Here is a 16,672-nt window from a genome sequence, read left to right on the forward strand (position 1 = left end):
ATCATGGCACGCACTCTGATTCACGGCGCGGTCGTCGTACCGGTCTTGGAAGATTCGTATCACAAGGAAGGCTACATCATCATCGAAGGCCAACGCATCGCCGAAGTGGGAGCCGGTGCCTACACGGGTTCCCTCGACGGGTTCGACACCGTCATCGACGCTAAAGGCAAGCTCGCCATGCCGGGTCTGATCAACACGCACGGGCATGCTTCGATGACCTTGCTGCGCGGTTACGCAGACGATCTCCCGCTGCAACAATGGCTGGAAGAACGCTGCTGGCCGATCGAAGCCAAGATGACCGACGAAGACATCTACTGGGGCGCGCAGCTCGCAATCCTTGAAATGCTCAAGGGCGGCACGACGACGTTCACCGACATGTTCTACTTCATGGATCGCGTGGCGCAAGCGACCGAGGAGTCCGGCATCCGTGCCGTTCTGTCGCGCGGCATGGTCGGGTTTGACCCGGAGAACGGCGTGAAGCTCAAGGACCAAGCGGTTCAATTCGTTCAGGATTGGCACGGCAAAGCGGACGGTCGCATCAACGTGATGTTTGGCCCGCACGCAGAGTACACCTGCCCCAAGGACTACCTCGCCCAAGCGGCGCAAGTGGCAACCGAGAACAAACGTCCGGTGCAAATTCACCTCTCCGAAACGGTCAAGGAAGTTCAAGATTGCATCGAACGCTACGGCAAGACTCCGGTCGCTCTGCTCGAAGAAGTCGGGATGTTCAACAACCCGACCCTCGTGGCGCACGCGGTTCACGTCACCGACGAAGACATCGCGATCCTCAAAAAGCACAACGTCACCATCGCGCACAACCCGGACTCCAACCTCAAGCTCGGCTCCGGCGTGGCACCTGTTCTGAAATTCCTTGAAGCGGGCTTGACCGTCGGTCTCGGCACGGACGGTGCGGCTTCGAACAACAATCTCGACATGTTCGAAGAATTGCGCATGGCGGCGATGCTCCACAAAGGCGTCAACCTCGATCCGGTGGCTGTGAACGCATTCCAAGCGGTCCGCTTGGCAACCAACGGCGGTGCGAAAGCTCTGTTCCTCGAAGACACCCTCGGCACGCTGCAAGCGGGAGCTCTCGCCGACATCATCTTGCTCGACATCGAGCAGCCGCAATACTACCCGCAACGCCACAACATGATCGCCCACCTCGCGTACTCGTCCAACTCGCGCGACGTGACCGACGTGTTCGTCGACGGCAAGCACATCGTGAAGGACCGTCAAGTCCTGACCCTCGATGAAAAGAAAATCTACGCCGAGATCGAACGCATCTGCGAACGCCTCTACGCAGAGTAATCGAACAACGGCATCTTGGAAAAAGAGACCCGGCCCTCCGCATGGAGTGGCCGGGTCTTTTTTTCAAAAATATTTTGATTGAGGCAGGAGGGAATTAATCTTCGCTATCTAATACTATACTCAGCAAGCGATGAAAACGCTTGCACAGAGAGAAGATGGGGAGGCATCCTTATGAAAAACAAGCGATTGGCCAAAGCGTTTGCCGTGTTGACACCTGCAGTTCTGATCGGCTCGATGTTGGCACAACCGGCTTCGGCAGGGGTGTTGATGCAAGGCTTTTACTGGGACGCAACGGCGTCCGGGACTTCGTGGTGGAACAACCTCGGCAGCAAAGCCAACGAATTGAAAAACGCCGGCTTCACCGCCGTCTGGATTCCGCCGGTCATCAAGGGCGCATCGGGCGGTTACTCGAACGGGTATGATCCGTTCGACGACTACGACCTGGGAAGCAAAGACCAGATGGGCAGCATCCCGACCCACTGGGGGACCCGTGAAGAACTTCAAAAGTCTGTTGCGATGATGCGCTCCAACGGTCTCGATGTCTACGTGGACATCGTCAACAACCACCGCAACGGGGACAGCGGCAACTGGATTTATTCGTATAAGGACGCATACGGCAATGCAAGCGGCGGACGATTCGGCAAGGGGCAGTATGACTTCCATCCGGGCTACAGCGCCCAAGATGCAAACGTTCCCAACGACGACTCCTCGTTCGGTCGCGACCTCGCTCATGACAGCGCGTACGTAGCAAGCGGTCTGAAAGACGCGGGCGATTGGATGACCAAAGCGCTCGACATCCAAGGATACCGCCTCGACTATGTCAAGGGCTACTCCTACACGTTTATCAAAGACTATCTGAATTATGGCGCAATGGCGGGCAAGTTCGCAGTCGGCGAATACTACGATTCCAACCGCGACACGCTCAACTGGTGGAGCTCGACCGCGACGGGAGGCCGTGCGTCGGCGTTTGACTTCTCTCTGCGCGAAGAACTCAAGAGCATGAGCAACGGCGGCGGCTTCTACGACATGTCCCGACTCGACCATGCGGGTCTTGCGGGCATCAATCCGGGAGCGGCGGTTACGTTCGTGGAGAACCACGACACCGACCGTGACAGCGCGATCACGAAAAACAAACATCTCGCTTACGCCTACATCCTCACCTCCGAAGGTTATCCGACGGTGTTCTACAAGGACTACTACAACTACGGCATGAAGACCACGATCGACAACCTGATCTGGATTCATGAAAAAATCGCATCCGGCACGACGACGCAGCGCTGGAAAGACACCGACGTGTTCGCCTTCGAGCGCATGGGCGGCAACCATTTGCTGTCCGCGCTCAACGACAACGGCTCTTCCAGCAAAACGATCACCGTCGCAACGGGCTTTGGCGCAAACGTCACGCTTCATGACTACACCGGCCACAGCGGCGATGTCACGACCAACGGCAGCGGCCAAGCGACGATCACGATCCCGGCCAACTCCTATGTGGCGTACTCCAAGACGGGCATCACCGGCTCGTTCTCCCCGGCTCAGAAAGCGGTCACCCAAGAATTCGCGGGGGCGAAAGACCTCGACATCAAACCGGCGGACAACACCCAACTCGTGCAAGTCGGCCGCATCTACGCGCAATCGGGCAAACCGATCTCGGCGGCTCTCTACTACGACATCGCATCTTGGACGACGTCGACGAACATCTACCTCGAACTCGACAACACAGCGGGTGCCGTCGCAACGTCGAAAACGTACACCAGCGCAACGGCTCAAGGCACGGCGTTGACCTACACGCCGACCACGACCGGTTGGTACACGTTCAAGATTCGCAGCAACAGCACGCCGGCCGCCAACGCGAAACCGAAATACTGGCTGAAAACCACCTACACCGCTCCGCAGCAATAACGAAAAAAACCGTCGATCTCCTCGGAGACGGCGGTTTTTTCTCCCTATTTACGAAAATCCCCAAAACTAGTAAAATTCAGGAAACGGCAATACGAAAAGGAGATCGTTCCTGTTATGAAAAAATGGAAAGTTTGGCTGGCGATGACCGCCGTTCTTTGCACGACGAGCATGATCCCGCCAAAAGCAGAAGCTTGCAGTTGCGTCTCAATCTTCAACGACGACCGTGACATGGCATCCTACGCAACCACAGGAGTCCTTTATCTAAACGGCAAAGGTATCCTGCAAGGGGACAGCGAGCACAATTTTCACCCAAGCGCGTCGATCACCCGTGAAGAAATGGCGGTCGTTTTAGCAAAAACGCTCCAGATCGCGCCTGTGGACGCTCCTTCCACGACTCCGACTTTCTCTGACGTACCTGCAAACGGGTGGAGCTTCGGCTACGTCCAAGGAGTCGCGCACGCCGGCCTCATGGTCGGGGATGAAAAAGGGAACTTCAACCCGCAACAACCGATCACGCGTGAAGAACTCGCCGCTACGCTGATTCGGGCGATGAAACTCGACGTGACCGGACGTGGGAAAAATCTCAATGTCGCCGACCAAGCAAGCGTCTCGACCTGGGCCCGCGATGCGGTGCAAGCCGCGCTGGAAACGGGCTTGATGCATGGAGACACCCCGACGACCTTCAACCCGCAAGCAACGGCGGAACGCCAGCAAGTCGCGGTGGTGATCTTCAACTATCTCATGCGTCAAGGCGTGCAGGAGAAGTTGAATTTGCGGATGCAAGCGATTCATGAGAAGAACCTCGACAAGTTCCTCACCACGCTCGACCCGGACCAAGCAAGAGGTGCTTACAAAGTCGAGCAAACCCACTGGTTCCAAGACCTGATCGGCAGTTCGATCGCCGACTACAAAGTCGAAGTTCTCGACATCAAAGTCAATCCGCCGATGACGCTCGACGTCACCCTGCACCAAACGTACACGATGGACGGGAAGCCTTATGAGCTGACCTACCACGAACACTACAACTACTACGGAGAAGGGATGTATGACGCCGGAGAACTGCTCGATGAACTGCGCTCCTCACACTTTGTCGTCCAGTACGCGCCGGAGGACAAAGCAACGGCGGAAAAAGTGCGCGACGATGCAGAAGCCGCGTATGCAGATTTGCAAGCGATCTACCCGCATCAGGAGCCGGCGGGGAAGCAACTGGGCATCAAACTGTATCACGACCCGGAATTCCTCCGACAATCTGTGAAGCTCTCGTTTGCGTGGCAGTTCATCGGCTGGTATGAGTACGGCGAATCGATCAAGCTCAGTTCGCAACGGGGACCGACGGAGTACTACCAACGCACCATCGAGCACGAGATGGTACACGAACTCACCGTCGGCCAATCGAACAACAACCTTCCCTACTGGTTCGCCGAAGGTCTCGCCACGTATTACACAGATTTGATGCAAGATGGCGGGCCGCTGTTGACCAAACCGTACATGTCGATCGCCGACTTGGAGAAAATCAACCTCGAAACCTTGACCGACAACCAAGAGGTCAGCATCTATTACAACACCTCAGGCCACATCGTGAAATTCCTCGCCAGACAATACGGCGAAGACAAAGTCCGCGAACTGGTCCAAAGGCTCGGCTCCTATCCGTACCAAGAGGGAACGGCAAGCGTGAACGACACCGAAAGCCTGAAACGTCTGCACGAAACCCTGCCGAAAATCTTCGGCGGCAAAACGCTCGAACAACTCGACACCGAATGGCAGGCCTGGATCAAGAACCTGCAGGAAAACCACTAAGAAAAAAGCCCGTGACCGCAAAGTTGCGGCGACGGGCTTTTTTTTTCAAGAACGACGGGCATGTATAGTCACTTTTCCGAGCGGGTAAGGTACAGATGGGATGAGGACAATCAATTTCCTTTTTTGCCAGCAGATGTCGTCAGGCGCAGTTGGTTTTGACGGCATTTGACTTCTTGAACCGGCGAGGGCCGGTTCATCATGCCCGGGTTGCCCCAGCGCTCGGCCGTGAGCAAGTCGGTCAAACCCAATTCTTCCGCCATCAGCTCAGCAAACCGTTTGATGCCCTCGGCGGAGACCGTACTCTCAGTGGAAGTTGTCATCCGGTTCACCCCCTTGGTGTGGTGACGTTAGTATTGCCGACGCCTCGTTTGCTATGTTGAGTGCTTTTTACCATTCGGACGGCAGACGATTCCTGCCCACCGTGGTACAATGGGCAGGGAACAGGAAAGGAGCAGTGACCGAATGAGAATCTTGATCAGCAATGACGATGGCATCCAAGCGGACGGCATCCGCGTACTGGCTCAGGAACTGACGCAGCTCGGCGACGTGTTTGTCGTGGCGCCGAATCGCCAGCGCAGCGCCGCCGGTCACGGCATCACCTTACATAAACCACTGTTTTTGGAAGAGCATGACTTGGGACCCGGCGTCCACGCCTACGGACTGAGCGGAACGCCTGCCGACTGCATCAAGTTTGGCGTCAGCGAACTGATGAAGGACGCGCGTCCCGATTTCGTCGTATCAGGAATCAACGCGGGGAGCAACCTAGGGAATGATGTGATCTACTCCGGCACCGTTTCCGCTGCCATCGAAGGCTCGATCCAAGGGATGCCGGCCATCGCCGTCTCCCAATGTGGAAGCGAACCGTACGACTACGCGGGCGCGGCGCACTTCACATCGCGTCTGATTCGAGAGGTCATGCAAAAAGGTCTCGACCCGGACACGATCTTAAACGTCAACTACCCGTCGTGTGACCCTCAACAGGTGCAAGGCGTCCGGATCACGACGGTTGGCAAGCGACGCTATCTCAACCATTACGACAAGCGGACCAACCCGCGCGGTGTCCCGTACTACTGGCTGGCCGGCCCGCTCAAAGACCTGCCGCTGGAGTCCGACTCCGACATTCGCGCCGTTCGCGAGGGCTACGTCTCCGTCTCGCCTGTACACTTTGACTTCTCGTACCGGCAGATGATCGACTCCCTCAAGACGTGGTCGCTTGAATAACGCAACTTAACAAGGAGGAGCGCTCGATGGAAACCACCGAACATGTGACGATTGCGAACGTTGACCTGCCCAACCCTGTTGAACTGTATCAGGTGGTCGATTTCTTGAACCACACGCTGAAGGACTGGAATTTGCTGTTCGGACTCAGCAAAGGCGAGGAGCAAGGCGATCTGCAACTGATCGTGTACGAGGAGAGGAAACAGTAACCGAGCGTCAAACAACCATGAAGAGATATGTTTGGATCAGTTTGTTGGTGCTGACGGTTCTGATCGCGGGAGCCGTCTTTGCCGTGCGTGAGGTCACGTATGCCCAGTTCACCGGGGCGGAAGTCGATGCACAGGCGGCGCTGGATCACACCGTTTTGAACCAAGTCAAGGAAGCCACCCCGTACACCGGGGGGATGAACGGGTTCTTGTTTGCCGGGCCTGACAAGCAAGGGCGTCAGGTGTATGTCTGGAGTGCGCAGGGCAAAGTGCTCGCCACCGTCTACGCAGACCAGGGGCTGTCGAAGGACCAAGCGGTCGCGGCTGCCAAGAAACCGGTCTGGGGCAAGCAACTCGTCCGCGCCGAGCTCAAGAACCAAGCGCTTCAACCGCTCGTCGATGTCCTGCACGCCACACCGGGACCGGTACTGCCCGATGTGGAAACCGAGTACAAGACGGCGCCCAGCAAATTTGTCTGGGAAATCTACGGCAAGATGGCCAACGGCGATACCGGCTACACCTATCTGGATTTCAAGAGCGGGGAAGTGCTCTGGCAAGTCTTGCTCACGGAGCCGAAGTAAGGTATTTTTTCATAAAAAAGCACGCGGCCGAGCACGTTCGGCACGCGTGCTTTTTTCCTGTAGACTCCTAAACCTGAGTTCGGAGGGCTGTGCTATAATGATGACATTATGTTAACAGTCAACGAGGAGGGATGTATCGATGTCTCGAATTCGCATCGTACCGGTCATTGTCAGTTTGTTGGTCGCCTTTTCGTTGTTGTTCGGTGGTTGGGAGATGTACGCAAAGTTCGGCTTGGTGCGCCCCCTCGAAGAACAACTGAAAGCTGATCCGGCTGTGACCCAAGTGGAATCTGTCGTAGATGGCGCAGACCGCTCGCTGAAAGTCACCGTCAAACCGGTCGACGATCTGCAAGCGACCTATGAAAACTTGCAAAACATCGCGGAAACGGCGCTCGGCTCCCAAGTGAAACTGGAGCTCGTCGATACCCGCGGCGAAGAGTTGAAAAAGGAATACCGTGACATCCAACCGATTCTCTACAGCGGCATGGTCAAAGGCGATTTCCCGCAGATGATCCAAGACGCCGTGCAGACGGTCTCCAAGGATGGCACGAAAGCGCAAGTGTCGATGAACGACACCTATATTTTTGTTTCTCTGCAAAAAGACGGCCGTTTCCTCTACGAGGTTCTGCCGTATCATGAGGTGACCGCATTCGGTACCCTTCAGGGGGTGACGTCGCTGTGAAAAACTACTTCAAAGAGCTGATCTTGGGCGTGGGTCTTGCTGTGACGGCCTTCGTCGGATTGACATTTCGCTTTAACGTGCTGCCGGTTTTGATGCTGGTCGCGATTCTGTTCACCATTGCGATTCTTCTCGATAAAAACAAATCGGCCGCAGCGGGCGCGTCTCATGAAGTCGCGAAGTCGCACCGTGTGGAATTTGAGCATATCGGCGGTCAGGACATGGCGAAGCGCGAGATGATGGAAGCGCTCGACTTCCTGCGCCACCGTGACAAAATCAAGGAACTCGGCATCCGTCCGCTCAAAGGCATCATCTTGACGGGCCCTCCGGGCACCGGCAAGACCTTGCTGGCAAAAGCTGCCGCAAGCTACACCGATTCGGCGTTCGTCTCGGCGTCCGGTTCTGAGTTTGTGGAAATGTACGTCGGTGTCGGGGCGTCCCGTGTGCGCGAACTGTTCAAAAAAGCGCGCATGATCGCGAAAAAAGAAGGCAAAGACTCCGCCATCGTGTTCATCGACGAAATCGACGTCATCGGCGGCAAGCGCGGCGGGAACTCGGGTCACCAAGAGTATGACCAGACCCTGAACCAGCTCTTGACCGAGATGGACGGCATGGGGACCACATCGTCTCCGTTCGTCCTCGTTGTGGCGGCGACCAACCGTCTCGACATCCTCGACCCGGCGCTGATCCGTCCGGGCCGTTTCGACCGTCAGATCAAAGTCGATCTCCCGGACAAAGCGGGCCGTCTGGCGATCTTGGAGATCCAGACCCGCAACAAACCGCTGGCTGACGGTGTCAACCTCGAACAGGTTGCCCGCGAAACCTACGGTTTCTCCGGGGCGCAACTGGAATCGCTGTGCAACGAGGCGGCGATTCTCGCGATGCGTGAGGAGAAAGCGTCCGTGGAACAACTGCACTTCCGCGATTCTGTGGACAAGGTCTTGCTCGGGGAACGCACCGGCAAGCGCCCGCGCCAAGAAGAGTTGGAGCGCGTCTCGGTCCACGAATTGGGCCATGCGATCACCGCAGAACTCGTTCGCAGCCACTCCGTTTCGCACATCACGATCGCCCCGCGCGGCAACGCGCTCGGTTTCGTGCGTCAAGTGCCGGAATCGGACGGCTACCTGTACACCAAGGACCAGTTGATCAACCAGATCATCATCGCTCTCGGCGGTACGGTCTCGGAAGAACTGATCTACGGCAACCGCTCCACCGGGGCGCAAGGCGATATCCAACAAGCGACCAACATGGCACGCACCATCGTCGCCTGCGGGCTGTCGAGCCTCGGCATCGTCGACATCGACAACCTGCAGAAGAACATCCTCGACGAGGAAATCCGCCGCATCTTCGCCGATGTGGAAGAGATGACCCGTCGCATGCTCGCTCCGTACGAAGAAGGCATTCGCAACCTGTCTGTCGATCTCGTGCGCGAGGAGAACATGACCGGGGACGACTTCCGCGAATGGCTCCGTGTAAATAAAAAAGCAGAAGAAGCTCTGGCTGTTTAATCAGTCAGAGTTTTTTTAACATTTACACAATATACTGGCAATAGGGTGATAGATGTGGTATTCTGTTTTTGGGATAAATGTTTTTTAATGATTTGTTGACCATTCGGTTCACACCTGAGAGGAGCGCTCCACATGACAGATTTAAATCTCTGGTTATTCATCGTAGTTGTTGCTGCCTCGATGCTCTACCTCTACGCTCGCATGAACCGCCAGATCCAAGATCGGGCACCGATGAAACGCAAGAAGAAACAGAAAGCGGAAGACCGCTTAATCGTATATTAAAAGACCTGCCGACGTGTTCGCGGCAGGTCTTTTTTTTGCGTTTTTTAGCCTTGATAAGGGACGAGCAGCACGGGGACGAACATGTCCTCGCCTTGCATGGTGAATTGGTTCGAGCTCGCGATCGAGTAAGTTTGACCCTCCACGTAGACGAAGAACATGTAGGTGCCGTCCGCCACGTCGCGTACGATGGCTTGGTTTCCTTTGTAGGTCAGGTCGTTATGCGTCGTAAGCGCACCTGTGTTCACGTTGAGGAGGGTCACGGCGTTCGGATAGACCACGATCCCGGTGTTTTTGTTGATAAAGGTCATCTTGACGGTGTGCAGGTTGGACTGGTCATCGGTGGTGGCCGTTACCGTTTGAGCCGGCGCCTTGTCTGCCGCCATCGCCATCGACGGAGCTTGGGAGACGAACAGTGCTGCTGCCAGTGCGGATACGAGAAGGGTTGCTTTTTTCATAATCAATCACTCCTTATGTTATATCTACTCTAGTAGACGCAAAAATATGGAAAAAGTTACATAGTTTTCAAAAAAACCTCTCCTTGTTCAAAACGTGAGTCTTTTGGGCATCCTAATGAAAAGCATGATGTGAAGAGGCGCAAGGAGGCTTTTATGAAGATACAAAAGATCGGCATCGTCGGAGCCGGGACGATGGGGCAAGGCTTGGCGGCCGCGATGGCGGGCAAAGGCGTGGAAGTGATCTTGCTGGATCGGACGGAGCAGGATCTGGAACATGCCAAACTCGGGCTGGAATTGTCCCTCGACCATCGGTTGGCGAAGTGGGGCATCACCGAGGCGGAGAAAAAGTCGATCCTCTCGCGGATCGTCCTTGGCACCAACGTGTCCCTGCTGCGCGACTGCGAAGTGGTCATCGAGTCGATCTGGGAGAACCTCGAAGACAAAATCGAGTTGCTCCTCGCCATTGAAAAGGAAGTCGGGCCTGAGGCGTTGCTCGCTACGAACACATCGACGCTTTCCATCACCGAACTGGCGGCGCAAACGGCGCATCCGGAGCGTGTGATCGGGTTGCATTTTCACTTTCCGGTTGATCGCCGTGAATTGGTGGAAGTCGTGCGGGGGTTGAAAACGTCGGAACGAACGGTGGAAAGCGCGTACCGTTTTCTCGAAGCGTTGGACAAAAAAGCGGTGCAGGTCTTTGAGTCACCGGGTTTTATCACGACCCGTTTGATGTTGCCGCTGATCAACGAAGCGGTGTTGATCTACGCCGAGGGTGTCGCGACGGCGGAGGACATCGACAAAGCGATGAAGCACGGCTTCGGGTTCCACATCGGGCCGTTGGAGTTGGCCGATCGGTTCGGTCTCGACACGGTGGTGGACATGTTGGAGGCGATGTTTCACGAAACGACCGACCCGCGCTACCGACCGGCAGCTTATCTGCGCAAACTGGTGCGCGGCGGCCTCTTGGGCACCAAAGTGCGCAAAGGCTTTTTTCAGTACGACGAATGGGGGGAACGGGCGTGAATGTGCTCGTGCTCAATTGTGGGAGTTCCTCGCTGAAGTACCAGTTGTTCCGCATGCCGGAAGAGAAGGTGCTCATCCGGGGCGGCATTGAAAAAATCGGCAGCGACGACGCCCAGCACTTCTACAAAGCGGAAGGGCAAGACGGACAGGGAAGCCACGAGGGCACATCCACGTCGGAGATTCTCGATCATCGGGAAGCGTTGCGCCAAGTGCTCCACGTCGTCACCCGCGAGTCGGGCGTTTTGCAGAGCGTGAACGAAATTTCGGCGGTCGGGCATCGCGTCGTCCACGGCGGGGAGCAATTTGCGCTCTCGACGTTTTTGACAGACGAAGTGAAACACGCCATTCGGGACAATGTCGAGCTGGCACCGTTGCACAACCCTGCGAATTTGCAGGGCATCGAGGCGATGGAGGACGTGTTGCCGGGCGTCAAGCAGGTGGCGGTTTTTGATACGGCGTTTCATCAATCGATGCCGCCGGAGCATTACCTGTACCCGATTCCTTACGTGCTGTACAAGCGGCACAAAGTCCGACGCTATGGATTTCACGGCACGTCGCACCGCTATGTCTCGTCGCGGGTGCCTTTTCTCGTGCATCGCGATCTCATGAATCTCAAAGTGATTTCGTGCCACATCGGCAACGGAGCCAGTGTGACGGCGATTCAGAACGGGCGCTCCATCGACACGTCCATGGGCATGACCCCGTTGGAAGGTGTGATGATGGGCACGCGGAGCGGGGACATCGACCCGAGCATTCAGGGATATGTGACGGCCAAGGAAGAGTTGACGCAAGAGGACTTCGCGTCGATGCTCAACAAGCACAGCGGGTTGTTTGGCATCTCGGGCCTGTCGGGCGACATGCGAAAAATTACGGAGGCCCGTGCCAAGGGAAGTGCGCGCTCGGCACTGGCGTTTGATATGTACGAATACCGCATTCGCAAATACATCGGGGCGTATGTGGCGGCGATGAACGGAGTCGATGTGCTGTTGTTCACGGCGGGGGTGGGGGAGAATTCTCCGCTTTTGCGCCGCAAGATTTGCGACCATCTCACGTATCTGGGTCTGGAAATCGACGTGCAGGCAAACGACACGGGCAAAGGGGAGCGCATCATCTCCACAAGTGCTTCGCGTGTGACGGTGTGCGTGATTCCGACCAATGAAGAGTTAATGATCGCTCGCGATACGCAACTGCTCGTCTCCGGTCTGGAATCTTGGGGAAAATAATGCTATCATAATTATGATTACATAAGAATGATGAAGGGGATATTACTGTGACGACGAAAGCCACGATTGCAACAATCGGTCAGTATGTTGATCAGGAAGTTCTGATCGAAGGCTGGCTTTGGAATAAGCGCTTCAGCGGGAAGATCGGCTTCCTGAACCTGCGTGACGGCACCGGCTTCATCCAAGGCGTTATCGCGAAGCAAGACGTTCCGGAAGAGCTGTTCGCCACCGCGAAGGGCCTGACCCAAGAAACCTCGATTCGCGTAACCGGCACGGTCCGCGCCGAAGAGCGTGCGGCATCCGGCTACGAGTTGAACGTTACCGGCGTCGAAGTGGTCGCACCGACCGTCGACTACCCGATCACCCCCAAGGAGCACGGCGTTGACTTCCTCATGGACAACCGTCACCTGTGGATTCGTTCGCCGCGCCAACGTGCGATCTTGAAGATTCGCGCCGAGATCATCCGTGCGATGCGCGACTATCTCGACAACAGCGGCTTCACCCAAGTGGACCCGCCGATCCTCACCCCGTCTTCGGCAGAAGGCACGACCAACCTGTTTGAAATCGAATACGTGAACGGGGAACCGGCGTACCTGTCCCAATCCGGCCAGCTCTATATGGAAGCTGCTGCACTGGCACTGGGCAAAGTCTACTCGTTCGGCCCGACCTTCCGTGCAGAGAAATCCAAAACCCGCAAGCACATGATCGAGTTCTGGATGATCGAGCCGGAGATGGCGTATGTCGAGCATGCAGAGAACATGCAAATCCAAGAAGCGTTCGTCAAGCACATCATCAAGTGGGTGCTTGAGCGTTGCCCGCAAGAACTCAAGACCTTGGAGCGTGACACCGATGCGCTGTGGCGTGTGGTCAACGAGAAGTTCCCGGTGATTACGTACAAAGAAGCCGTTCAAATTCTGCAGGATAAAGGCCATGACTTCCCGTACGGCGAAGACTTCGGCGCTCCGCATGAAACCGAGTTGACCAACCACTTTGATCTCCCGGTCTTCGTTGAGAAGTGGCCGGCGGATATCAAGGCATTCTACATGCAACCGGACCCGGAAGACCCGTCCGTCGTGCTCGGCGCAGACTTGCTCGCACCGGAAGGCTACGGCGAGATCATCGGCGGTTCGCAGCGTATCCACGACTACGACCTGCTGAAGTCCCGCTACGACGAGCACGGGCTCGGCGAGTCCTACAACTGGTACCTCGAACTCCGCCAGTACGGCACCGTGCCGCACTCCGGCTTCGGGATCGGCCTCGAGCGCACCATCGCGTGGATTTGCGGAATCGACCATGTTCGCGAGACGATCATGATGCCGCGTTTGCTGTACAGACTGTACCCGTAATTCAAAAAGAAGCCCTGCCCAGATCCTACTGATCTGGCAGGGCTTTTTTTCAGAAAGAGGTGAAGGAGATGGAATCTACCTGGAAGAGCAAGTCGCCTGCACTCCAGAAAGCCGCAAACCAACCGAACAAGACTCTTCCCGCCAAACAGCACCAACTCCTGCAATTGCAACAAGCATACGGCAACCGCGCCGTCATGCAATGGCTGAAACAGGGGAAAAAGGGCACCGTTGCACAAGGTTCCTTTGAGCATGTCAACAACGCCGGGAAAAATGATGAGAGTTTTTCGTTCTACGCAGAGTGGGACGAAGAATACGAAAAAGTGAACGGCCATTCTGTTTCGAAAACACCGGGGTATGTGAAACTATTTGACACCAAAGTGATCACGTTTCATGTGAATGTAGAGGATACGAGCGAACAGTATCTGAAAAAAGTGCGCGAGTTTATGCTGGCCGTACGAGATGGGCTTTTGGAACAACCGTATGAGGCGGTCATCGGTCATTTTCCGGAATTGATCTTGACGAGAACGGCGAGCAGTGTGATTGCGACCACCGAAGAGGGACCAACCGTTCGATTGAATGAGTTGCAAACGGACCCCGAGGATCAGAAGTTAAGTGGAGCACGCAAAGCGAAATTGGCCACGTTGGTACCGGACGCCAAGAGTAAGTTGACGGCTCTCGTAGGCAGTTTAGAGACCCTGATGAAAGCTCGAACCATAGAAAATGCCGGCACGACCGTCCTCTATAATGCACTCAAACGAATCATCAAAATGGAGGACAAAAATGCAGACGCGGCGCTCGGAATTCTGCATTCCATTTTGTCGCTCATGTTAGGCCGTCTCAATCAACCAACTCTCGAGGTCTCGACGATGAATCGAAGTGAGCGAATGACGGAGCCCACCACGCTCGGCAAGTCGGGTCCCAAATCAATTCGAGACAATTGGGAATTGGAGGGGAGCAAATTTGAACCTTGGTTGAAATGGTTAACGGAAAATCGAGATTTCGGAGGGGACATCCGACTTCGTATGGAAGCTGCACAATTGGAAGAAAGTCAGTCGAGCAACCTGTTGCACACGTTCATTCATGAACTCAGCCACGCGACCGCTTCGACACGGGACTTTGCATATGAGAGCGAAGTTGGGTATTTTCACCTCGACTGGCTTGAGAACTTAGGAAATGCAGATACGATCGCCAATGTCGTGAAAAGCATCTCCGCAGTGGATTCCGAAACGTATTTTAAGACGGAGGACCCCTTCCTGCTAGATTCTGAAAACCCGGAATTACAAAAAAAACTCGCCCTGTTTTTTGAGCAGTCAGCTAAAAAAGAGAGCACATCGCAAGAGATGGTCGAGCCAACGGATGCTGGAGAAGAAGTAGAAGAAATTGATTTTGACAGTATCTAAATGAAGGAATTCATCGAGAAATTCAAAAAAGCGACGTTCGAGAACGACGTGTACCTCGTGCCTGCGAAAATACTTGAAGAGCAAGATTCCTTGCTGATCCACTTTCAAGTGTTCCTAGTAGATACTACCGATCTCGTACAAGAGTGGAAGGTAACCTGTTCTGAAACAATCGACTATCAGCATAATTTCGAGTATATAGAAGACCTCAACGTCTACCAAGATCATGTCTTGTTATGGAAAGCGAATCAGGAGCAAGCTCAATTGTTTTTCAAAGGCACCCCTCAAAATACGAACGAGCTGGTAGGGGAGCTCTACATCAAGCATCAGGAAGTCACCCAGGGGTGGATTCCATTTGGGACTTTTCTAAACGGGCCCTTGGAATGGCTGATCAAGGGAGGAGACGGATTGCTGGCGAGCGGGCCTCTTCCTTTGTTGCAAGTCTATCAAACGGTGTTGAACTCCTTCGGTATTTCAACGTCTCTTCTCTCCAAAGGGAAGACTCACCAACCCTATCAGGTACTGGTTTTCGCTACCTCCTACGTGGTGGCGAAGGAGTTTCAGTTTGAGATGATGGCAATAGACAAAAGAAACTAGTAGATACCCCACCTCCACTTACGGTATACTTAGTCAGTTAAGAGAAACGGGGGGAAGTACGGATGACTCAGAGACAAGATGATGCGACGACGGTTCTCCTGACATCCGGGTTTTTGGCTGTACCGAGCTTGTTGTTGAAGTTCTACAAGCAACTGGGCTTGGCGGACGAAGAGATGATGCTGGTGCTGCACTTGTTGCAATTCCGACAAGAGGGTGTGGAGTTCCCGACTCCGGATCAGATCGGGGAGCGCATGATGCTGCACGGAGACTTTCTCCTGTCCACGCTGGGTACCCTGCAACGCGCAGGTTTCCTTGAAATCGGCGAAGAGCAGATCGACCTGCGCCCGCTGTACCGCAAACTGGCGGAATTCATTCAGCCAAAACCCAAACCGGCAGCGTCCTCTCTGGACCTGTTGGAGAAAAAAGAACAGAACCTCTTCTCCGTCTTCGAGCAGGAGTTTGGACGCCCGCTGTCTCCGCTCGAATGCGAGATGATTATCAAATGGGTCGACGACGACCGATACCGCGAAGACCTCGTGCGCGAAGCTCTCCGCGAGGCCGTCCTGTCCGGCAAATTCAACTTCAAATACATTGACCGCATTCTGTTTGAATGGCAGAAAATCAACATCCGCACCCTGCAGGAACTCAACGTTCACCGAGAACAGTTCCGCAACCGCATGCCCGGCAGCCGCCAACGGCAAGCTCAAACGAGCCGCCAGCAGACCGCGCCGCAACCGCAGCGCCAGCCTCAAGGCCAAGCTCCGGAAGCGGACGGGCAGGAGAACAAATACGACGCGTTCTACCGCATGTACGGACGCGAGTAAGCCCCAGACCAAAAAAGGCCCGAGTCCGCGATGGCGGCTTCGGGCCTTTTTTTCACTCTTGAGCGGGGAGGACTTCCACTTCCGGGGTCGTCGGTCGCGCTTGCTTCCCTTGACGATCTCCCGTGAACACCCAAATCGTCTTGCGCAGGATGAAACGACTGCTGCGATACGTGTAGCGGGCGATCTTCAACACGGGGCGGAAGATCCGAAACGATGCGATCACCGTCACCCGACGCCTTGGAAGCGGGCGTTTGAGGTCTTCCATGAGTACGAGGGACATAGATGAGACCACCTCCTGAAGCCTTGGATGATCTACCTTACGCCCTGCG

18 protein-coding genes are annotated in these 16,672 nt (G+C 55.3%); 15 read left to right on the forward strand and 3 right to left on the reverse strand.

The window, feature by feature from the left end:
- Nucleotides 1-3: 3 nt before the first annotated feature.
- The 3 genes from JJB07_RS18400 to JJB07_RS18410 all read left to right on the forward strand — a co-directional run bounded on the left by JJB07_RS18400 (nt 4) and on the right by JJB07_RS18410 (nt 5,004).
- Entirely contained in the window at nt 4-1,308 is a 1,305-nt protein-coding gene (locus JJB07_RS18400; protein ID WP_201637540.1) for an amidohydrolase, read from the forward strand.
- A gap of 171 nt (nt 1,309-1,479) precedes the next feature.
- Nucleotides 1,480-3,207 (forward strand): alpha-amylase domain-containing protein, encoded by a 1,728-nt coding sequence (locus JJB07_RS18405; protein ID WP_201637541.1) that lies wholly within the window; start codon nt 1,480-1,482, stop codon nt 3,205-3,207.
- Between the two features lie 114 nt (nt 3,208-3,321).
- On the forward strand, nt 3,322-5,004 hold the full coding sequence (locus JJB07_RS18410) for an S-layer homology domain-containing protein (protein ID WP_201637542.1): 1,683 nt from the start codon (nt 3,322-3,324) through the stop codon (nt 5,002-5,004).
- 110 nt (nt 5,005-5,114) lie between these two features.
- Here JJB07_RS18410 and JJB07_RS18415 read toward each other — a convergent pair whose 3' ends face one another.
- Nucleotides 5,115-5,324, reverse strand: coding sequence for a hypothetical protein (locus JJB07_RS18415; RefSeq protein ID WP_201637543.1), 210 nt, complete (start codon nt 5,322-5,324; stop codon nt 5,115-5,117).
- 142 nt (nt 5,325-5,466) lie between these two features.
- Between JJB07_RS18415 and surE the strand changes: the two genes are divergently transcribed.
- The 6 genes from surE (at nt 5,467) to JJB07_RS18445 (ending at nt 9,478) form a co-directional block, all read left to right on the forward strand.
- Nucleotides 5,467-6,225: a 5'/3'-nucleotidase SurE gene (gene surE, locus JJB07_RS18420; protein ID WP_201637544.1), complete on the forward strand. Its 759-nt coding sequence runs from the start codon at nt 5,467-5,469 to the stop codon at nt 6,223-6,225.
- Between the two features lie 26 nt (nt 6,226-6,251).
- On the forward strand, nt 6,252-6,431 hold the full coding sequence (locus tag JJB07_RS18425) for a DUF4264 family protein (RefSeq protein WP_201637545.1): 180 nt from the start codon (nt 6,252-6,254) through the stop codon (nt 6,429-6,431).
- Nucleotides 6,432-6,448: 17 nt separating this feature from the next.
- Nucleotides 6,449-7,009, forward strand: a complete 561-nt coding sequence (locus JJB07_RS18430; protein WP_201637546.1) for a hypothetical protein — start codon at nt 6,449-6,451, stop codon at nt 7,007-7,009.
- Between the two features lie 139 nt (nt 7,010-7,148).
- On the forward strand, nt 7,149-7,691 hold the full coding sequence (locus JJB07_RS18435) for a hypothetical protein (protein WP_201637547.1): 543 nt from the start codon (nt 7,149-7,151) through the stop codon (nt 7,689-7,691).
- On the forward strand, nt 7,688-9,196 hold the full coding sequence (locus tag JJB07_RS18440; RefSeq protein WP_347338369.1) for an AAA family ATPase: 1,509 nt from the start codon (nt 7,688-7,690) through the stop codon (nt 9,194-9,196). Before JJB07_RS18435 ends, JJB07_RS18440 begins: the two co-directional genes overlap by 4 nt.
- Nucleotides 9,197-9,328: 132 nt before the next feature.
- Nucleotides 9,329-9,478 carry a hypothetical protein gene (locus JJB07_RS18445; protein WP_201637548.1) on the forward strand — a complete coding sequence of 50 codons (150 nt, stop codon included), beginning with the start codon at nt 9,329-9,331 and terminating at the stop codon, nt 9,476-9,478.
- 44 nt (nt 9,479-9,522) lie between these two features.
- Here the strand turns inward: JJB07_RS18445 and JJB07_RS18450 are convergent, their stop codons facing one another.
- The gene (locus JJB07_RS18450; RefSeq protein WP_201637549.1) at nt 9,523-9,933 is read right to left on the reverse strand and encodes a hypothetical protein; all 411 of its coding nucleotides are present in this window, start codon (nt 9,931-9,933) and stop codon (nt 9,523-9,525) included.
- 153 nt (nt 9,934-10,086) lie between these two features.
- Here JJB07_RS18450 and JJB07_RS18455 point away from each other — a divergent pair, with 153 nt between their 5' ends.
- The 6 genes from JJB07_RS18455 to JJB07_RS18480 all read left to right on the forward strand — a co-directional run bounded on the left by JJB07_RS18455 (nt 10,087) and on the right by JJB07_RS18480 (nt 16,343).
- The gene (locus JJB07_RS18455) at nt 10,087-10,956 is read left to right on the forward strand and encodes a 3-hydroxyacyl-CoA dehydrogenase family protein (protein WP_201637550.1); all 870 of its coding nucleotides are present in this window, start codon (nt 10,087-10,089) and stop codon (nt 10,954-10,956) included.
- Nucleotides 10,953-12,179, forward strand: coding sequence for an acetate/propionate family kinase (locus tag JJB07_RS18460; protein WP_201637551.1), 1,227 nt, complete (start codon nt 10,953-10,955; stop codon nt 12,177-12,179). The genes JJB07_RS18455 and JJB07_RS18460 overlap by 4 nt, the downstream gene beginning before the upstream one ends.
- 47 nt (nt 12,180-12,226) lie before the next feature.
- Nucleotides 12,227-13,525: an asparagine--tRNA ligase gene (gene asnS, locus JJB07_RS18465; RefSeq protein WP_201637552.1), complete on the forward strand. Its 1,299-nt coding sequence runs from the start codon at nt 12,227-12,229 to the stop codon at nt 13,523-13,525.
- 68 nt (nt 13,526-13,593) lie between these two features.
- Complete coding sequence (locus JJB07_RS18470) at nt 13,594-14,925, forward strand: hypothetical protein (RefSeq protein ID WP_201637553.1); 1,332 nt, start codon at nt 13,594-13,596, stop codon at nt 14,923-14,925.
- Entirely contained in the window at nt 14,926-15,519 is a 594-nt protein-coding gene (locus JJB07_RS18475; protein ID WP_201637554.1) for a hypothetical protein, read from the forward strand.
- 62 nt (nt 15,520-15,581) lie between these two features.
- A complete protein-coding gene (locus JJB07_RS18480) occupies nt 15,582-16,343 on the forward strand; it encodes a DnaD domain-containing protein (protein WP_201637555.1) in 762 nt (253 codons plus the stop codon).
- A 52-nt stretch (nt 16,344-16,395) separates the two neighbouring features.
- Here JJB07_RS18480 and JJB07_RS18485 read toward each other — a convergent pair whose 3' ends face one another.
- Nucleotides 16,396-16,623, reverse strand: a complete 228-nt coding sequence (locus JJB07_RS18485) for a hypothetical protein (protein WP_201637556.1) — start codon at nt 16,621-16,623, stop codon at nt 16,396-16,398.
- Nucleotides 16,624-16,672 lie beyond the last annotated feature (49 nt).

Source organism: Tumebacillus amylolyticus (assembly GCF_016722965.1).
Taxonomy (GTDB): Bacteria; Bacillota; Bacilli; order Tumebacillales; family Tumebacillaceae; genus Tumebacillus; species Tumebacillus amylolyticus.

Bases quoted from the DNA above. Each gene is read 5' to 3' on its own strand.
- JJB07_RS18485 (WP_201637556.1), bottom strand. From the start codon at position 16,623: ATGTCCCTCGTACTCATGGAAGACCTCAAACGCCCGCTTCCAAGGCGT.
- JJB07_RS18410 (WP_201637542.1), top strand. From the start codon at position 3,322: ATGAAAAAATGGAAAGTTTGGCTGGCGATGACCGCCGTTCTTTGCACG.
- JJB07_RS18405 (WP_201637541.1), top strand. From the start codon at position 1,480: ATGAAAAACAAGCGATTGGCCAAAGCGTTTGCCGTGTTGACACCTGCA.
- JJB07_RS18430 (WP_201637546.1), top strand. From the start codon at position 6,449: ATGAAGAGATATGTTTGGATCAGTTTGTTGGTGCTGACGGTTCTGATC.
- JJB07_RS18415 (WP_201637543.1), bottom strand. From the start codon at position 5,324: ATGACAACTTCCACTGAGAGTACGGTCTCCGCCGAGGGCATCAAACGG.
- JJB07_RS18470 (WP_201637553.1), top strand. From the start codon at position 13,594: ATGGAATCTACCTGGAAGAGCAAGTCGCCTGCACTCCAGAAAGCCGCA.
- JJB07_RS18425 (WP_201637545.1), top strand. From the start codon at position 6,252: ATGGAAACCACCGAACATGTGACGATTGCGAACGTTGACCTGCCCAAC.
- JJB07_RS18475 (WP_201637554.1), top strand. From the start codon at position 14,926: ATGAAGGAATTCATCGAGAAATTCAAAAAAGCGACGTTCGAGAACGAC.
- JJB07_RS18400 (WP_201637540.1), top strand. From the start codon at position 4: ATGGCACGCACTCTGATTCACGGCGCGGTCGTCGTACCGGTCTTGGAA.
- JJB07_RS18450 (WP_201637549.1), bottom strand. From the start codon at position 9,933: ATGAAAAAAGCAACCCTTCTCGTATCCGCACTGGCAGCAGCACTGTTC.
- surE (WP_201637544.1), top strand. From the start codon at position 5,467: ATGAGAATCTTGATCAGCAATGACGATGGCATCCAAGCGGACGGCATC.
- JJB07_RS18435 (WP_201637547.1), top strand. From the start codon at position 7,149: ATGTCTCGAATTCGCATCGTACCGGTCATTGTCAGTTTGTTGGTCGCC.
- JJB07_RS18445 (WP_201637548.1), top strand. From the start codon at position 9,329: ATGACAGATTTAAATCTCTGGTTATTCATCGTAGTTGTTGCTGCCTCG.
- JJB07_RS18480 (WP_201637555.1), top strand. From the start codon at position 15,582: ATGACTCAGAGACAAGATGATGCGACGACGGTTCTCCTGACATCCGGG.
- JJB07_RS18455 (WP_201637550.1), top strand. From the start codon at position 10,087: ATGAAGATACAAAAGATCGGCATCGTCGGAGCCGGGACGATGGGGCAA.